This is a genomic window from Bradyrhizobium sp. USDA 4516, from assembly GCF_054055915.1.
Map to the genome: position 1 here is coordinate 4,807,946 of NZ_JBSRXT010000001.1, position 17,209 is coordinate 4,825,154.

The window sequence follows — 17,209 nt, forward strand, 5'->3', positions numbered from 1 at the left end:
GGGAATTGCTGGCCCGCTCCTCGAACGAGCTGCTGCCAGCACATGTGTGGTCGTGCGACGCCGCAGGAGAACAATTGATTGCAACCGCCCAATGTGGCGATGGCTATCTTAACACCTATTTCATACTGAACGCGCCTCGGGAACGCTGGAGCAACCTAGCGGAGTGCCACGAGCTTTACTGCGCCGGCCATTTGATTGAAGCGGGTGTCGCGTTCTTTCAGGCGACGGGCAAACGGCGATTGCTCGAGGTTGGTTGCAGACTTGCTGACCACGTCGACAGAGTTTTCGGCCCGGAGCGTGATCAGCTACATGGCTACGATGGCCACCCGGAAATTGAACTTGCGTTAGTGCGTCTCTACGAAGTGACTCATGAGCAGCGATATCTCGCGCTAGCCAATTTTTTTGTGGAGCAATGGGGCTCGGAGCCCCATTTTTACGACATTGAGTACGAGAAGCGCCGGCAATCCTGTGCGACCGAATCAGGCGGCCCGCCATGGATGCTAAGAAACAAAGCATATAGCCAAGCGCATTTGCCACTTTCCAAGCAGCGGACTGCCACCGGCCATGCGGTTCGCTTTGTATACCTCATGACCGGGGTAGCTCATCTTGCCCGGCTGCGTCAGAACGATCAGCAACGTCAGATTTGCCTACGGCTGTGGCAAAGCATGGTGCAGCGCCAGATCTATATCACCGGAGCCATCGGCTCGCAAAGCGCGGGCGAAGGGTTTAGCTGCGATTACGATCTGCCGAATGATACGACGTACGCGGAAAGTTGCGCGTCCACTGGCCTAATGATGTTGGCGCGTCGTATGCTGGAGATGGAGCTGGATGGTCACTATGCCGACGTGATGGAGCGCGCGCTCTACAATACCGTTCTCGGCAGTATCGCATTCGACGGTCGTCATTATTTCTATGTTAATCCGCTCGAAATGCATCCCAAAACGCTGAGGTCCAATGGCATTTATAATCATGTCTCGCCGGTGCGAAAGCCCTGGTTGGCTGTGCGTGCTGTCCACCGAACATCGCACGGCTTTTCGCATCGATAGGTCATTATATCTATACGCCTCGCGCCGAGGCGCTCTATGTAAATCTCTACGGCAATAGAGTGGAAATATCGGTCGGCGGGGCTGAGCTGCGACTGCTCATGAGCGGCAACTATCCCTGGAAAGACGAGGTGGAGATCGCCGTCGAATCTGCACTGCCAATCTCCCACACGCTCGCTCTGCGCCTACCACAATGGTGCAGCGCGCCGGAGGCGAGCCTGAACGGGGAGCGTATCAATTGCGAGCCGCGAAATGGCTATTTGCACATTCACCGGACATGGAGGCAGGGAGATCGCGTCAAACTATTGCTGCCGATGCAAGTGCGTCGCGTCTACGGCCATCCGCAAGTTCGCAATTCGGCCGGCAAGGTGGCCATAGAGCGTGGCCCGTTAGTTTATTGCCTTGAGGAAGTCGACAACGGGACCGAGTTACACAACGTTTGGCTTCATGCAGACAGCCGGTTTTCGCTTGTCGACGGAACTGGCCTCTTCAAGGGCAAGATTTTGCTGCAGGCTGACGGAGTGCGACTGCAACACACGCAATCCGAAGAAGCGCCACTTTATCATTACGACAAGGTGCCTGGGCAGCTAGAACCAACGCGGTTGACATTCATTCCGTGGTTCAGCTGGGCGAACCGCGGCGAAGGCGAAATGCGGATTTGGATAAATGAGCGCTGACGCTGACAAGGGGCCCGCTGCCATGAATCTTAGTTAGATAGGCAATGTCGCCGGTCAAAGCCTGGACGTCGTCAATCCATTTAAGTCGGCCCGTCCACGAGCTCCACTGAACTATCAAGCGAAGAACAGGATATGAGCCGGTTCAGCGAGCCGTTGGAACGCGAACGAGCCGCTTGGAGTAAGCAGGCCAACATCGAACGATCCAATTGTTGGTGAAGAGGCACCCTCGGAGTTGCTCTTGGCCTCATCAAGCCGAGCAAATGCCGATGGCTTGAGCGTGCCGCCGTGCGTGTTTTGAAGCAAGCACGGCGACAAGCCAAAGTGAAGTTCGATTAGAGGATCCACGTCAGGTTTTTGTAAGCCAGGCTGCCTATCAGCTCCACACGGCCTAACAGGCTTTGACCAAGTGCAGAAATCTAGTCGTCTGTTAAAAAATCGATTTAGACGGCAAACGATCGCTGGCGGTCGCGATGAGGGTGGTCAGGATCAGGCACCAAAGAGCCCTCAGCCAGGCGAGGATGCGGCGGAGGTTGTGGCCGACGGCCGAGAGGATCACATTGGCGGCATCGCCGGCGCGGCCTTTGAGGTAGCAGCGGCCGAGGTGACCATCGGTCTTCAGGTGTCCGATGATGGGTTCGATGGCGGAGCGGCGGCGCAGCTCGCGCTTGATGACCCCGAAGACGCCGCGCTTCTGGCCGGAGATGAAGACCCGGCGGGGATTTGTGCGTCGTGGCCGCGGTATCCCTTGTCGACATAGGCGCGCTCGATCGCGCAGCCGGTGAGTGTCTCGGTGCGGTCGATGACGTCCCGCAAGGTGTGACCGTCGTACGGGTTATCGGGTAGCGCCCTGGCGTGGAGCACGAACAGGCCCCCGGGAGAACGGCGGTTGTTGGTGACGATGGAGGCTTTGACGCCGAACTCGTAAGGCGCGGCTGCTTCGCCCTTGCCCGATGCACTCCAACTCCGGGGCGTGGAAGGAATAAAGCTTGAAGCCGCGCTGGCGCTGCTGCTGCGAGCGGATCTGCGAGTCCCGGCTGAGCGGGAAGGCGAACGTGTTCTCAAGCGCAGCCTGACCTTCGATCTTGCGGCGGATATCGCGGATGATCCGGCCCAACCGGCTGCGCAGGATGCGCAACTGCCGCTGATGCCGCTTGAATTGCTTGGCTTGGCCGTAGTGTCCCGCCATCATTGTCGCGGTTTGGCAGTGCGCAGATAGGACTGCCGCAGCTTGACCCCGTGCTCCCTCGCCAGGCGGTTGAGCCGCTTGATCGCCGCGTGCAGCAGCTTGGCATCGGTCGGGAAGGTGATGGCCTTCGGCTGCACGGTGGTATCGACCGTGACCGGTTTGAGATCCTGGCTGCGTAACGTGCAGGTCTGGTGCGCCACCCGCAGGCTCTCGGCCAATAGCAGCTCCAGCTTCGCCGAGCCGCTTGCGCCAGTGGCTCAGGTCCGAGCGCTCGTGCGGGAAGGCGTGCTGGAAGAACTCTTTGCCGGTGAAGTACTGGAAATATGGGTCGTGACCCAGCGCTCGCACGCCCCCTCATCGGACAGCCCGTAAATGTGCTTGAGCAGCAACAGCCCGATCATGAAGCGGGTCGCGATCCCGGGCCGACCATTCTCGCTATAGAGCGGCGCGATCTCGCCGTCGATCCAGTCCCAATCAACCCTGCTGGCGAGTTGAACCAGCTCGTGGTTCATGTTGATGATCTGGCCTAGCCTGGCCCGGAACAGATCGCCCGATCCCGTTGCTTTGGGCTTCTTCGGTCGCATCGCCACCTCCGATGCGAGCACGGAATCATGACTGGCGATTCGGCGGAATCCTGAAAATGAAATTGTAGGGTTCCGATGCCCGAAACACCAAAACTCTGCAATCCCAAAACAGGCCACAACGAATAATGCGATCTCACCTCAGTCGCTTAGCCGCTCTTCACGGTCGACGCGTTAACTGACCGGAAGCGGACACGATGACGCTCGCGCCTGCCATAGGCAACCCGCTCGTGCCGCCCGGCGGCGTCGAAAACCCCGGCGGCAAGCCGGGGTTTTCTGCTGCGCTATTCATAGCCAGCCAACTCTCGTAACCGCCGCGGTGCGGTTAGCTACGGTGCACCTCACGCATTGAGCCGAATTGGATTCGGCTTCGTTCAGTCCCGGGCTCGATCGTAAGCCGCAAGTGTTGGTTGGTCTGCGCTCCTGCACCTCCTTTCATGGAGGTGCAGATCTCACGTCACATAAAGTCTCCGTCCGAGTCGGACTCTGAAGAAGCTTCGGTATCGCTCGCCACTTTGGAGAGATACCTCGAAGAACTGGTTGCACGCTGCCATCCACCATCCCTGTATCGCCATTGGCTGGACTGGGTGGGGTCGAGCACCATATCATTTTGATCCACTTCAACGAAGCCCATTTGTTCTGCACGAGTTCTCGCTTCGTCATTAGCAGGACGCCAGTTCACCAGCGGCCGTTCGCCGTCTTGCCGTAGCTGGTGCTCGAGCAGAATATCGCCAGCGTTGCCGACGAGCGGATGAGCAACCTGAAAATCCACGATCGAGGTGACGTCAGTGCGTCCGGGGAACTGTGCTCGCCACTGTTGGCTGTAGAACTCACTCTCCATAGGAAATCCCGCTTCCGTTCTTTGGAGACCGACGCTCCTGTTTCCTAGTTGATAGCTGTAATATCGGGCGGCGTCAGAATCCCTTCGGATCCCGTAATTGCTAGCGACATCCGCCGTGCGCCTGGCTCTTTCGGATACATAATCCGAGTACTCCTGCGGATTGTTGGCGATATGATTGATTTCATCGCCATAAAAGTTCCTCACCTCTCGCCGGAATCTGGCTTGGTCGATTTCAATGACAGGAGCTCTTGAGCTGAGATAATAATTCGGCTGCGATGATGAGCTGGCACCGGAATCGTGCAATCGCATTCTAGCGAACGCATCGGAAAAGTCGTCGGCATTCCCGTGACTGCCTGAGTGATGATACTCATCATTGGATGGGACATCCGACCAATTGTTAATTCGATTATACATGACGACCATACTCCTATCGATGTTGCATTTTGTTCAGGTCCCTCGACCTCCCCTGCCTGATACCGAGCTTAGCTGTCCGCAAGCTGACACCGCGTCTTGAAGGAGAACGTGGCCGGAAAGTCACGAATCGAGGTCTGCAGGGCCATAGAATTTCGGATTTTTATGGTCGAGCTGGATTTGCTTCGGCGCAAATATCGCGCTGCGCCGAACGATCAAACGAGGTCGGCACGTTCGATTGATCCGGCGTTTATGCCGATTTACGGTTGGATCCGTCCGGACTCATGGTCTGAATGCGGTTGGCGCCCACCTCTAGAAAGAACAATCGGCCAATTGCGACTTTGTGATCGAGTGTGGATTTCGACCTTGTCGCGTCAACATCAATCATGCTCCTCGCCTTACCGCAGATCAGTACGGTGCACGAGTGGAGGACGGCCTGCGAGCGAATGAGGACTACGGATTCGATCTCATTCGTTTCACTGGTGACGAAGTGCTTTCGATGATGATCAGCTCTTTGAGCCACTGGCCCGTACCTCTCAAAAGCTGACGACAGTAATGGTAGCGATAACGATAACGCAGTAAGCTCCTCAAGGTCGACTACGAGGACGATTTCATGTGACAAGAGAATCTCACATAAGATCGTCATCTAGACTATCTGGCGCCGCTCTTCGCGAGATCGTCAGTAACTAAGCGGTCTATTGCGGCTCGCAGCCCGAAGAGAGCCTGCTGTTTTCGAGCGAGATACCGCTTGGAGTACAGCTGCACCGTCAGGTTTCGCTCCTACTGGGCAGCCGATCCGATGCGCAATCCAATAGATGGAGTTGCTCGCATCCGGTGATGGGCTACGTCAGATCAGAACAAGATGCGCCCGGTCGCCATTGGCGGCCGGCGTTTCGCTTGAGTATCTGGGCGGCTTGGCTGCGGAGGTCTTGTACACCATCTAACATGAGCAGAGTTGGGGAGCGTCGAGGAGGCCGCTTTAAGGGTGGTTTGAGGAAAGCGCAGAGCGATGGGAGGTAGGCAGGGAAAAATGCGGCGACTGGCGCCGTGGCGGAAGGAGCTCGCGCAGAACGTTCGCGCTTGAGCTTGTCGAACACCCTCTGCGCAATGTCCCCCGAAGTGCCAAAAAAAGGACGAGTGGAGCCTAGAAGCAAGTACTCCGACCCTTGGTGGCAACGTCGTCCTGAGCGGCCTGATGCCTGGGCAGCTCACGGGCCAAGAAGGCAATGCGGCATCGACTGGCGCTGGGCCACCTGATTTCGCAAAGGCCGCTTCAGTAAGATCGTACCGAGTTCGCCGGATCTCGACATTCGGTACTGAAATGGCTCGCTGCCGGCTGATCGTTTCAAGTGCATCCTCCGTTGCGGTTTTCCTTCAGTGCGGCATCGAGGTGCTCGATCAGTGCATGTCCGGCGAAGGGCTTGGCCAAGAAGCCAACCGCTCCTGCACTCAGAGCTGAGGCGCGCACGCGGTCGTTCGGGAAGGCAGTAATGAAAATGAACGGCACCCCGTAACCGCGAGACCGCATTTCCGCCAGCAGGTCCAAGCCGCCCATAACGGGCATCTGCACGTCCGTAATTACGCAGGAGGTCTCGTTCAACCGCGGCGATCTCAAGAAATCCTCCGCCGATGTAAATGTTTGAACGATGTAGCCGCGCGATTTCAATAGGTTCTCCGTCGCCGCACGAACAGATGCGTCGTCGTCAACGACAGAAATCAAAGGCGTGGACAAGACGATCCCTCCTGGCGCGGGACTAACGGCTGCCGAGGCATTAGCCACCCTGGGCGAAAAGTGGGCTCGAGTGACGAAATTGTAAAATCATACTTAGGTTTGTTCAGAACGATTCGCGCCGATCCCCAGGGTCTCAGCCATTCTGATCAGATCGGCCAGCGAGCGGGCACGCATCTTTCTCATTACGTGTCCCCGGTAGATCTTGACCGTAATCTCGGCGAGCCCAAGCTCAGCGGCTACCTGCTTGTTCATCAGGCCGGAAGCGACCAGCTTCATCACCGCCTGTTCGCGCGGGCTCAGGGTCTCAAATAGCGACTGCAGGTTTGCGACTGTTTGCTGGGCCTCCCGTCTTTTGCGGTCGCGCTCGGTCGCGGCGATCACCGCGTCAAGCAATTCCTGATCGCGAAACGGTTTGGTAAGGAAATCGACCGCGCCTCCTTTCATCGCCCTGACGCTCATGGGAATGTCGCCATGGCCGGTAATGAAAATGATCGGAATATGTATGTTCAACTTCCCCAGCTCGGTTTGGAACTCCAAGCCGCTCAAGCCTGGGAGCCGGACATCAAGAACCAGACAGCTAACAACATCCGGAAGTGCGTTCTGCAGCATTTCGCGGGCCGATCCAAATGCAACGACGTCCAATCCTACCGAATGAAAAAGGTTGGTGAGCGACCGACGCATGGAGATGTCATCCTCGACGACGAAGACGATCGCCTTTGTCGAAGCCTCAGGATTGCTGCTTGGCGAGTCAGAGCGTCGCGTCATAAGACGATCTCCTCATGCAACGGCAGGGCAAACTGGAATGTCACGCCCGGCTGCTCCTTGCGCACCACTGACAGCCGTCCTCCGTGAGCCTCAACGATCGACCGGCAGATCGAAAGACCCATTCCAAGGCCGCTGGATTTCGTGGTGAAGAAAGGCTCTAGCACGCGGTCCGCATCATTCTCGGCGATCCCGACGCCCCAATCTGTCACGGCCACCTGCACATGCCCCATATCGTCCATAGACGACTGAATCAGCAATTCACGGGACCGGTCCGTGACTGCGTCCATGGCTTCGATCCCGTTCATCACCAGATTGATGATCACTTGCTGCAGCTGAATCCGGTCACCGAGAATCGTAGGCAGCGCTGCCGTCAACTCGGTTCTTAACGCCACCTGGTGGCTCACCAGCTCTCGCGTCACCAGCGCAATGACGTCCCCAACGACCTCATTGATATCGAGCGGCACCATCTCGATCTCGCCCTTCTTCGCAAGAGCGCGCACGCGACGGATCACTTCGCTTGCCCGTATTGCGTCTTCGATGATCCACTCAACCGAAGAGCGCGCGGCGGATAGATCAGGAGTTTCGCGGCCCATCCAACCGAGGCACGCGTCAGCGTTGCTGATAATGGCGGCGAGTGGTTGGTTGATTTCATGGGCAATGGAGGTTGTCCGCTCTCCTAACGTCGTCACACGTGTCACATGCGCAAGTTCCGCCTGTGCCTTCCGCAACTGTTGTTCGGCTTGATTTGCGCGAATAATAGCGGTGATGTCGGTGCTGACGCCGCGGTAGCCAAGGAACTTGCCGTTCGCATCAAAAAAGGGCTTGCCGCTCGTCCGAACGTAGATCGGAGATCCGGTCCGGTTGACAGTACGGTAGACCAGATCCCGGAACGGCAGATGCGCCTCAAGTGTGGCCCGGTGCTGCCGCCACTTCTCAGGTTCCTCTTCCACATCGCACGCAATGTCCCAGCGGAGCAGGCCGATCAATCCTGTCGCTAAGATTCCCGCAGCGCTGGTGTGCTCGGACAAGCGCGTAACCTGGTGATCCGGCCCGGTCTCCCAGAGCCAATCGGAAGCTGTCTCGGCGTAATCGCGAAAGCGCTGCTCGCTTTCGCGCAGCGCAGCCAGTGTGTTTTCCAGGCGCTCTCTGGCGGCGTATTGCTCGGTCACATCCATATGCGTTCCGATCAGTTCGCTCACGCAGCCATCGTTGCCGACCACGATATGCGCAACGGAGTGTATGCGCCTTATCCCGCCGTCTTTTAGAAGAATTCGAAAATCATACTCGAAGCGATCTTCCTTGAGCTCGATAGCCTGGCGCTGCACCTCCTGGAGCCCGGGGAGGTCGTCTGGATGGATGCGCGAGCGAATGGTCTCTATTGTTACGGTCTCTTGCGGATCAAACTCAAACAGACGATCGACCTCGGCGGAGCGATACACAAAATCGAGTCCGTGAACGTCCCAGGACCAGCTGCCCGTGTGACTGAGATGCTGGGCTTCGGCGAGATAGGCCTCACTGCGCCGCAGCTTCTGCTCTGCTTGCCGCTCCGCGGTAACATCCGTCGCTGCCCCGACAAACTCAATATCACCGCTGGCGGTTCTCGTGGCTCGTGCCCGCGCATGGATGTGCTTCACCGAGCCGTCCGGCAGCAGCAGCCGGTATTCATGCTCGAAATCCTTACGATCTCGCATCGCCCGATCAATAACCTCTTGAACCGAAGCCCTATCATCTGGATGGGTGCGCTCGACGACGAGGTGCGGCGACGGAACGGTCTGCGGGTCCAACTCAAATATTCGAAACGTCTCCTTTGACCAGAAGACCTCGCCGGTGACGACATTCCAGCCGAAGCTGCCTGTATGGCTCAGCTCCTGGGCCTGGGCCAAATGTGCTTCGCTCCGCTGTAGGGCAAACTCGGTCCGCTTCCGTTCGGTGATATCTTCGCAGGATATCAGAACAATGGGCCGGTCATCAGCCCAGATCATGGCTTTGGCATTTTCACGTACCCACAGTACCGAGCCGTCGTTCCTGACTTTCCGGGCCTCCCAGGTTCGCGATTGACCGATATCTTCAAGGCAGGCGCGAATGCATTCGCGAGCTAACTCGCGATCCTCCTCCAGAAAGACTCCCAGGATGGAGTGGCCGATCAGTTCGGAACGCGCATAGCCGAGCTGTGCCGCGCCGAACGAATTGGTATTGAGGACGGTACCGGCTTCGTCGACCATGACGTACATAGCCGGATTGTGTTCGAAGATTGCTTGCCAGCGTTTCTCGCGGTCCTCCAAATCGGCCGCGCTGATCCGGAGCATGGCTGCGGCCTCACGCGCGGCTTGGCTTTCCTGGCGCACTTTTCCGATCAGGTGCGTTCCGACGATCGAGACAATGAAAAACGCAACGACCACCGGAAGATCTTGTGGATCATCGATCCGCAGACTGAACGCTGGCGGCGCAAAGTAGTAAGCGAGAGCTGCGATGGCCACGACGCAAAGCGCGGATGACGCGATGAAGCTGCCCATCAACGAAAACAGCAACACGACTAACAAATAGGCGAACGCCGTCGCAGCGAACTGCGCGTGAAGGTACAAGCAAGCCAGCGTTACCACGGCCAACGTTATGCTGCCGAAGGTAAACTGAGGCGCTGAAACTTTGAAACTGCTGATCTGGCTACGCATTTTTATACCGTCCGGCCTTTTCTCCGGCGGGAGAGCTATAACATTTTAGGCAAAAATGGGGCAATCCTTTCGCTGCCGACAGAACTTCGTGAGCGGATCCGAGATCGATTGCCTTCTGTTGAACTCAGCACGCGCCGAAGAAATACGCATTACAAACGTACGTATAGTTGTCCTAAACCTTTCAATAGTGCGCGCTAACCTGTGTACAATCGAGGCTGCGCTGTCTGGTTTCCTCCGCGGCCGGTGACCTCGGGGCAGGCATTGGAGGTTGCGGCCCTAGGATCGCCGCCGGGACCTGTTGGCACGCCACGACGAGGACAAGGGTTACAGTTCAGCGAGGACGTCGCGGCCGAAAAAGCACCCCGCTCGCCGAATCCGGAAAGGATAGATGCAAGCTGCGGGACCACGCATCTCGCGGTCGATCATGCGGAAGGGAACGCAATGTAATGTGCCAAGATAGTAAGGCGAAGTTATGCAACGGCTGTCTATGACTCGCGGCCATCTCAGCTCAGGTTTCGTGCCGATGAGCCGTTAGCCGGAATCGAGAGCGCGTATATGACGCCGAGCCGACACTAGCTTCTTCGAGCCGCCTCGTCTCAGTCAAGGTGCCAATCTAGTCCACGCAGATCACACTTATCGCGATCTGGATACGTACCGTTAGACTGAGTCGAACGCGGAAGAGGCTACCGCCTAGCCGGCCGGGCGAGGCGAGTGCGGTGACCACGGACGTGGCCATTTGTGGGCAGGTCAACACCTTGGTCCGTCACGCTGGATACGTTCTTTCGCAGTCTTACTGTCTGGCTCGGCAATGTTGCACAGGCGCTCGGCTGGCCAGAAGCCTAACCTCGAAAGACCACGCTTGAAAATGACTTTCCAAAATTGCAGCTCCTTCTCGCGTGCGGTAGCGCCTCACAGGCGACTGCCGGGGGCGTGAAGCGGAGCAAGAGCTGCGTTCTGGAGATCCAGTGGGAGAAAGCTCCGACTCGCAGTTCGAGCACGGTGCCGACTTGAACTGCGAAGAATCGTGAATGCGGTTGCGCTTGGATTCGACGCGTCTTGCAATGACGGCGACCGAGATCCGGGCTACCTCCTTGTGTCGACAGTGGTGGGCCGGTCGAGCCGAGCGTGCAACGTCGCGTGCTCTAGCTCGCCTTCCCACCAGGATACGAACACGGCTGCAATGCCATTGCCGGTGATGTTGGTAAGGGCGCGTACCTCGCTCATGAACTTGTCGATCGAGAACACGATTGCCATACCCGGTACCAGCGCTGGGTTGACGACCGACAATGTTGCGGCGAGCGTAATGAAGCCCGCGCCGGTGACGCCGCTTGCCCCCTTGGAGGTCAGCATTGCCACGAGCAAGATCGTGAGCTGTTGGCCAAAGGTGAGATCGACTCCGAGTGCTTGGGCAATGAACAATGTGGCAAGTGTCATATAGATGTTGGTGCCATCGAGGTTGAAGGAGTACCCAGTTGGGACCACCAGGCCGACCACGGGCTTGGAGCAGCCCAGCCGCTCAAGCTTCCCCATCAATTGCGGCAGCGCGCTTTCCGAGGACGAAGTGCCGAGCACGATCAAAAGCTCGTCCTTGATATAGGCAATGAACTTGAAAATCGAAAAGCCGACGATGCGTGCGATAATGCCGAGCACAACCACCACAAAAAGCGCAGCCGTCACGTAAAATAGTGCGATCAGACCGATCAGATTGCCGAGCGCTGCCGGCCCGAACTTGCCAATCGTGAAGGCCATGGCGCCGAAGGCCCCGATCGGGGCCGCTTTCATAATGATGGCGATTACGCCGAACACCGCGTGCGCGACGTCGTCAATCATGCCGCGCAGCCGCTCCCCGCGTTCTCCTAGCGCCATCAGAGAAAAACCGAACAGGATCGCGAACAGGAGCACCTGCAAAACATCGCCGCGAGCGAACGCGCCAACTATGGTATCGGGAATGATGTTGAGAACGAAATCGACGCTCTTGGAGGCTTCCGCTTGCTTGACGTAATTGGCGACCGCTGCAGCGTCCGGCTTGACTGCAAGGCCATGACCGATTTGGACCAGATTACCCATAATAAGGCCCAACAGCAGCGCAAAGCTGGAGACGATCTCAAAATAAACCAATGCCTTGACGCCGACGCGCCCGACTTTCTTTGCATCCTGAATGTGTGCGATGCCGGATGCGACGGTGCAGAAGATGATCGGCGCGATCACCATCTTGATGAGTTTGATGAATCCGTCACCGAGCGCCTTGACCCAATCGTTGGTCGCGACAGATGGCCACAGCCAACCGACCAAGGCGCCAACCACGATGGCGATCAACACCTGGACATAGAGGATCTTATACCAAGTTTGCGACGCGCGCGCGGGCGCCGCGGTTGCCATGGTGGTCATGACGCTTCCTTCCCGAATATACCCGAATGCAAGCCGCCGCGTCGTTGAGAGGCGACAGCATCATGCGAGGCTCGTCGTTTTAGCCGTGTCCGATTGAAGACGATCCGAGAAGCGGCGCGTCATCCCAAAGGCAGGCGTTCAGTTACGTTATCTTTTTTCGCTAAGCAAGATATGCACCAGATGCCCGATCTGGGCCAATCAAGTGCCCGCGGATAAACCGTCTCTCGCCGTTGGCTCGGTCCAGGTGCTCGGACCGCGGTTGCAAGCTCGAACATGACGTTGCAGCATAATGTGTATGTTTGGTCGGCTGGGCGCACCGCGGGCACGTCTCGATCTGGAAACTTGGCGTGATCGGTATGCGCCGACTGATGAGATTGATGCAACACTGCGTGAGATTGGTAAAATCGATAGTTTCGATCGTAGGCATTCACACGATGGAAGTCTGGCACATCGAAGATCTAGGACCCGATTGCCGCAAATTCTGTGATGGAGGCGCTGCATTTTCGCTAGCGGCAAAGCATGTCCGTTCGCGGGGCATTTGTCTCCAGGTGAAGTGACCGCACAGTTCAGCAGAAGGCGGAGATCTGGCTGTGCGCACAAGAGCCCGCAGAGGGCGTCCAAGAAGAAGCAATCTTATGGCCCTTGAAGTCCTGCCGTCTGTTGCCGAGTTCAGCGGCAACGTGGCCCTCAAAGACGGGGTACCGTCGTCGCTGCTCGACCTCGCGGTTGGCGAGAATGGAACACCGCACATGCTCGATAGCTCCCGCATGTAGGCGCGCACTACAGAGCCGAATCGTGGCTCAATGAGAATCTCCGAGCACGAGCGCATGCGGCGCGGCGCAAGATGAATGGGCGCGCTGATTCCGTCGTTTTTATCGGATTGTTCAAGCATTGCGCGATGCTTGAGCAACGTGCCTTCACGCCATTCATGCGCATCGGGGGAGGGGCTGCCACTATCGTAAATCGCGCAGAGGCGCGCTTCGGCAAAAATTGGCGGAGGCCATTCGGATCGCACGGACCGATGGCGCCTTCTGCTTGGGTGTTGGACGTCGCCCATCGACTTTGCTATCGCTTCGGGGAGCGCGCGTATGCACGATATTGGCATCAATAAAGGTGCTGCCATCGCGCTGCGCATTTCACCTGGAGCTATCAAGCTCGATCCGATCTCGGGCTATCGCGCGGTTGTCGCGCACGCTGGACGGTGCTGAGAGCCCGATCAGGCTAGGGACGCAGCAGATCGCATATGAGGACAGCGCAGATTCTGGCGCGAGATGCGGTCGGGCATGCGCGCCGGCGAGGTCGAACTCAGCGGGTACTGCCGTTTTGCCGCGCGCTAACCCAGCTGATGCTTGGCTGGCGAGAGCAGTTCAGGCCCCTTTTCTGTATACATACTTTTCGGACTAGCCACTCAGTTGCGCATTTATGGCCACACTTCAACCGAAGTTACCGGCGAGTGTATACATGCAGTGTCCAGAACTGGAGGGGTTGATACATGAGCCGGTGCTTTCCGATGAATGCCTGGTACGCAGCCGCTTGGGATGCCGAGGTGAAGCAGGCCTTGCTGCCGCGCACGATCTGCGGCAGGCACGTGGTGATGTATCGGCGCACCAATGGCGAAGTGGTAGCGCTCGAGGACGCCTGTTGGCATCGACTAGTGCCTCTCTCAAAAGGCCGCCTTGAGGGCGACAGCGTCGTCTGCGGCTATCATGGTCTGAAATTCAACGCGCAGGGCCGCTGCACCTTCATGCCCTCGCAAGAAACGATCAACCCCTCCGCCTGTGTGCGTGCCTATCCCGTCGTCGAGCGCCATCGCTTCGTCTGGCTATGGATGGGTGATCCGGCGCTAGCCGACCCGGCCTTGGTGCCGGACATGCACTGGAACGATGATCCCGCTTGGGCCGGCGATGGTGATACCATTCATCTGAAATGCGATTATCGTCTGGTTATCGACAACCTCATGGAGCTGACGCACGAAACTTTTGTGCACGGCGCCAGCATCGGCAATGACGCCATCGCGGAAGCGCCGTTTGACGTCACTCATGGGGAGAAGACCGCCACCGTGACGCGCTGGATGAAGGGGATTACCGCGCCGCCATTTTGGGCCAAGCAGTTGCAAAAACCTGGTCCGGTGGACCGCTGGCAAATCATTCGTTTCGAGGCCCCGTGCACGATCAATATCGACGTCGGGGTGGCGCCCACTGGAACCGGCGCGCCCGAAGGCAATCGCGCTGCCGGCGTCAATGGTCTTGTCCTCAACACGATCACGCCCGAAACGGAAACGAGCTGCCACTATTTCTGGGCATTTGTGCGCAATTATCGGTTGAACGAACAGCGCCTGACCACCGAGCTCCGCCAAGGTGTTTCTGGCATCTTCCGTGAGGACGAGGTCATCCTCGAGGCGCAGCAGCGCGCGGTTGACGAAAATCCTGACCGCGCCTTTTACAATCTTAATATCGATGCGGGCGCGATGTGGGCCCGCCGCCTGGTAGACCGGATGATCGACGCCGAGATTCCGTCGCACAGTCGGCAGGCCGCGGAGTAGGGCATGACCGAGCGCGAAGGCGATCGCTCCGTCTCACAAACTGTACGCGCCCAGCTCAGCTTGCGCGATCTGATCCTCTCCGGAGATTTGCGGCCGGGGGAGCGGATCTCCGAATTGCAGGCTGTTGAAACGACCGGCGCTTCGCGCACCCCGGTGCGAATGGCATTGGTCCGCCTCGAAGAGGAAGGACTTCTGGAAGCGCTTCCTTCTGGCGGCTTCATGGTGAAGGCGTTCTCCGAGCGAGATGTCCTGGATTCGATCGAACTGCGTGGCACGCTCGAAGGTCTGGCCGCTCGTTTTGCAGCCGAGCGCGGTGCTTCGTCGCGTGATCTCGAGCCTCTGAAACGATGCCTTGACGAGATCGACGGCGTGGTGCGGCAGGATCCAATCTCCGTCGACGCTTTCTCCTCGTACGTTGCGCTCAATGCGCGCTTTCACGCCATGTTGACCGAATTGTCGCGTACCCCGCCCTTGATCCGGCAGGTGGATCGCGCCTCCGCGCTGCCCTTTGCCTCCCCGAGCGGCTTTGTGGTGACCCAATCGACACTGCCGGATGCGCGCGACACGCTCATGATTGCGCAAGATCAACACCGCGTCGTGATCGACGCAATCGAAAACCGCGAAGGTGCGCGCGCTGAGGCGATCATGCGCGAGCATGCGCGAGTGGCGGCGCGCAATTTGCGCTTTGTGCTCCAGAACAAGACGCATTTTGACCTACTGCCGGGGCTGGCGCTTATCAGGATGGCAGGCGAGTAAAGGAATCTGCATGCGGTTCATTGAAAGCTGGATACCGGCAACCCTTGTCGCGACGCGCGATCTGACGCCTTCGATCCGCGAGTTGCTAATCAGACCGGAAAGCTTTGATGGCGCGACCTATCCGGTCGGCAGCCATATCAATGTCGCTGTCACTATCGATGGGCGCCCAGAGACGCGGTCTTACTCGCTGGTCGGCGAAGCCGACCGAGGCGGCTATCGTATCGCGGTGCGCCGCGCCGAGGACACCCGCGGCGGCTCGCGGTACATGTGGTCCCTTGCGCCGGGTGCGCGGCTGAGCATCACATTGCCTGCCTCGTTGCTGCAGATCGACTGGGCGCGCCGGCACTACTGCCTGATTGCGGGCGGCATCGGCATTACGCCACTGGTTGGGGCAGCTCAGGCGCTCGCCCGTCGCGATGCCGATTTCACGCTGCATTATGCTGTGCCCTCCCGCGAGCAAGCCGCCTATTTGGATGTCCTCGCCCCCTTGCTGAACGAGCGGCTTATTGTCCATGCAGGCAATGAGGAGCGCCGGCTCAATTTCGATAATCTGTTCGCCTCGCTGCCGCCTGACGCCTTGACCATGTTGTGTGGTCCGATGCGGATGCTCGATGCCGCGCGCCGGGCCTGGGATAGCGCAGGACGAACGGTGTCCGACCTGCGCTACGAAACCTTCGGGTCGAGCGGCTCGCTGCCGACTGAAGGATTTCGGGTTCGCTTTGTCGATCGGAACCTCGAAATCGAAATTCCGAGTGATCGCTCGCTGCTGGACGTACTCAATGAATCCGGTTGCGAGGTGATTGCGGATTGCCGGCGCGGCGAGTGTGGTGTTTGCGCCATCGACATCATCAAGATCGACGGTGAGCTTGATCATCGTGACGTCTTCTTCAGCGAGCCGCAGAAACGCGCGAACGAAAAGATCTGTGCATGTGTCTCCCGCGCCCGGGGCACTATCACGGTCGATATACGGCACCGCCCGGAAGCTCTGTAGGTCGCTGCAAACCGTTTTCGGTGCCTCCCTCACAACTAGCTGCATGTCGCGTATATCACGGTGCGCACATGATTACCGGATAAAGGCGTCGCTGCTTGGAGGTCCTTTGCGGCCATGTCCAGCAAGGCATGAATTCCGATACCCTTGCTACCAGCCGCGTCCATTATCGTAAATGGCACTGTGGCGGGTTGTGCTTGCGCTCAGCCGCGCCCGCGTTCGAGCGAACTCTAAACGACCGGGGCAATTTTCGAAACAGAATCCACTTAAGGGGCGCGTCGAGTGATCATGAAGCGCCGTAAGATCCAATAACAAACCCTAGGCGGGGGCAAACCCTGCCGCATCATTGTGCCGTCGCTGTCTGCTCGGGAACAAAGATGCCGGAAACCTGACAGAGCGCAAGATCCACTCCACGGCGGACTCGTCGTCTGTGCGTATTTTCTCACGTCGAGCCTAGGGTGGTGCACCACATTGCGCAAGCGGCACAGGTATTGCTGGATGACGAGCGAGGAGCTGCCGCCGTCAAGACCAGTCGAAGCGGCCCGTGACAGGAGTTTCCTATGAAGTTTGCGACGCTGCTCTTGCTCGCGAAAACGACGCGCGTCAATGTGGTGGCCGCCGCGAAGGTCT

General features: G+C 58.2%; 11 protein-coding genes and 1 pseudogene. 6 read left to right on the plus strand and 6 right to left on the minus strand.

Annotated elements, in window-relative coordinates; genetic code table 11:
* Positions 1–74: 74 nt before the first annotated feature.
* Positions 75–1,046: a glycoside hydrolase family 127 protein gene (locus tag ACVI1L_RS22300; protein WP_456783810.1), complete on the plus strand. Its 972-nt coding sequence runs from the start codon at positions 75–77 to the stop codon at positions 1,044–1,046.
* 8 nt (positions 1,047–1,054) lie between these two features.
* Positions 1,055–1,720: a hypothetical protein gene (locus ACVI1L_RS22305; protein WP_456785585.1), complete on the plus strand. Its 666-nt coding sequence runs from the start codon at positions 1,055–1,057 to the stop codon at positions 1,718–1,720.
* Positions 1,721–2,147: 427 nt separating this feature from the next.
* Here the strand turns inward: ACVI1L_RS22305 and ACVI1L_RS22310 are convergent.
* The 6 genes and pseudogenes from ACVI1L_RS22310 to ACVI1L_RS22335 form a co-directional block, all read right to left on the minus strand.
* A pseudogene (locus tag ACVI1L_RS22310) lies at positions 2,148–3,490 on the minus strand (IS5 family transposase).
* Between the two features lie 454 nt (positions 3,491–3,944).
* Entirely contained in the window at positions 3,945–4,751 is an 807-nt protein-coding gene (locus ACVI1L_RS22315; RefSeq protein ID WP_305884572.1) for an effector protein NopP, read from the minus strand.
* Between the two features lie 1,333 nt (positions 4,752–6,084).
* Positions 6,085–6,471 carry a response regulator transcription factor gene (locus ACVI1L_RS22320; protein WP_253640875.1) on the minus strand — a complete coding sequence of 129 codons (387 nt, stop codon included), beginning with the start codon at positions 6,469–6,471 and terminating at the stop codon, positions 6,085–6,087.
* A gap of 93 nt (positions 6,472–6,564) precedes the next feature.
* Entirely contained in the window at positions 6,565–7,236 is a 672-nt protein-coding gene (locus tag ACVI1L_RS22325) for a response regulator transcription factor (protein ID WP_253640874.1), read from the minus strand.
* Positions 7,233–9,905, minus strand: a complete 2,673-nt coding sequence (locus ACVI1L_RS22330) for a PAS domain S-box protein (protein WP_456783811.1) — start codon at positions 9,903–9,905, stop codon at positions 7,233–7,235. The genes ACVI1L_RS22325 and ACVI1L_RS22330 overlap by 4 nt, the downstream gene beginning before the upstream one ends.
* Positions 9,906–10,988: 1,083 nt before the next feature.
* Positions 10,989–12,293: a dicarboxylate/amino acid:cation symporter gene (locus ACVI1L_RS22335; protein ID WP_253640872.1), complete on the minus strand. Its 1,305-nt coding sequence runs from the start codon at positions 12,291–12,293 to the stop codon at positions 10,989–10,991.
* A gap of 635 nt (positions 12,294–12,928) precedes the next feature.
* Between ACVI1L_RS22335 and ACVI1L_RS22340 the strand changes: the two genes are divergently transcribed.
* The 4 genes from ACVI1L_RS22340 to ACVI1L_RS22355 all read left to right on the plus strand — a co-directional run bounded on the left by ACVI1L_RS22340 (position 12,929) and on the right by ACVI1L_RS22355 (position 16,582).
* On the plus strand, positions 12,929–13,066 hold the full coding sequence (locus tag ACVI1L_RS22340; RefSeq protein ID WP_253640871.1) for a hypothetical protein: 138 nt from the start codon (positions 12,929–12,931) through the stop codon (positions 13,064–13,066).
* A 719-nt stretch (positions 13,067–13,785) separates the two neighbouring features.
* On the plus strand, positions 13,786–14,835 hold the full coding sequence (locus ACVI1L_RS22345) for an aromatic ring-hydroxylating dioxygenase subunit alpha (RefSeq protein WP_456783812.1): 1,050 nt from the start codon (positions 13,786–13,788) through the stop codon (positions 14,833–14,835).
* A gap of 3 nt (positions 14,836–14,838) precedes the next feature.
* A complete protein-coding gene (locus ACVI1L_RS22350; RefSeq protein WP_456783813.1) occupies positions 14,839–15,591 on the plus strand; it encodes a GntR family transcriptional regulator in 753 nt (250 codons plus the stop codon).
* A gap of 10 nt (positions 15,592–15,601) precedes the next feature.
* The gene (locus ACVI1L_RS22355) at positions 15,602–16,582 is read left to right on the plus strand and encodes a PDR/VanB family oxidoreductase (protein ID WP_456783814.1); all 981 of its coding nucleotides are present in this window, start codon (positions 15,602–15,604) and stop codon (positions 16,580–16,582) included.
* Positions 16,583–17,209 lie beyond the last annotated feature (627 nt).

Coding starts and splice junctions, on each gene's coding strand:
- ACVI1L_RS22315 (WP_305884572.1), bottom strand. CDS start 4,751: ATGGTCGTCATGTATAATCGAATTAACAATTGGTCGGATGTCCCATCC.
- ACVI1L_RS22325 (WP_253640874.1), bottom strand. CDS start 7,236: ATGACGCGACGCTCTGACTCGCCAAGCAGCAATCCTGAGGCTTCGACA.
- ACVI1L_RS22330 (WP_456783811.1), bottom strand. CDS start 9,905: ATGCGTAGCCAGATCAGCAGTTTCAAAGTTTCAGCGCCTCAGTTTACC.
- ACVI1L_RS22335 (WP_253640872.1), bottom strand. CDS start 12,293: ATGACCACCATGGCAACCGCGGCGCCCGCGCGCGCGTCGCAAACTTGG.
- ACVI1L_RS22340 (WP_253640871.1), top strand. CDS start 12,929: ATGGCCCTTGAAGTCCTGCCGTCTGTTGCCGAGTTCAGCGGCAACGTG.
- ACVI1L_RS22345 (WP_456783812.1), top strand. CDS start 13,786: ATGAGCCGGTGCTTTCCGATGAATGCCTGGTACGCAGCCGCTTGGGAT.
- ACVI1L_RS22350 (WP_456783813.1), top strand. CDS start 14,839: ATGACCGAGCGCGAAGGCGATCGCTCCGTCTCACAAACTGTACGCGCC.
- ACVI1L_RS22355 (WP_456783814.1), top strand. CDS start 15,602: ATGCGGTTCATTGAAAGCTGGATACCGGCAACCCTTGTCGCGACGCGC.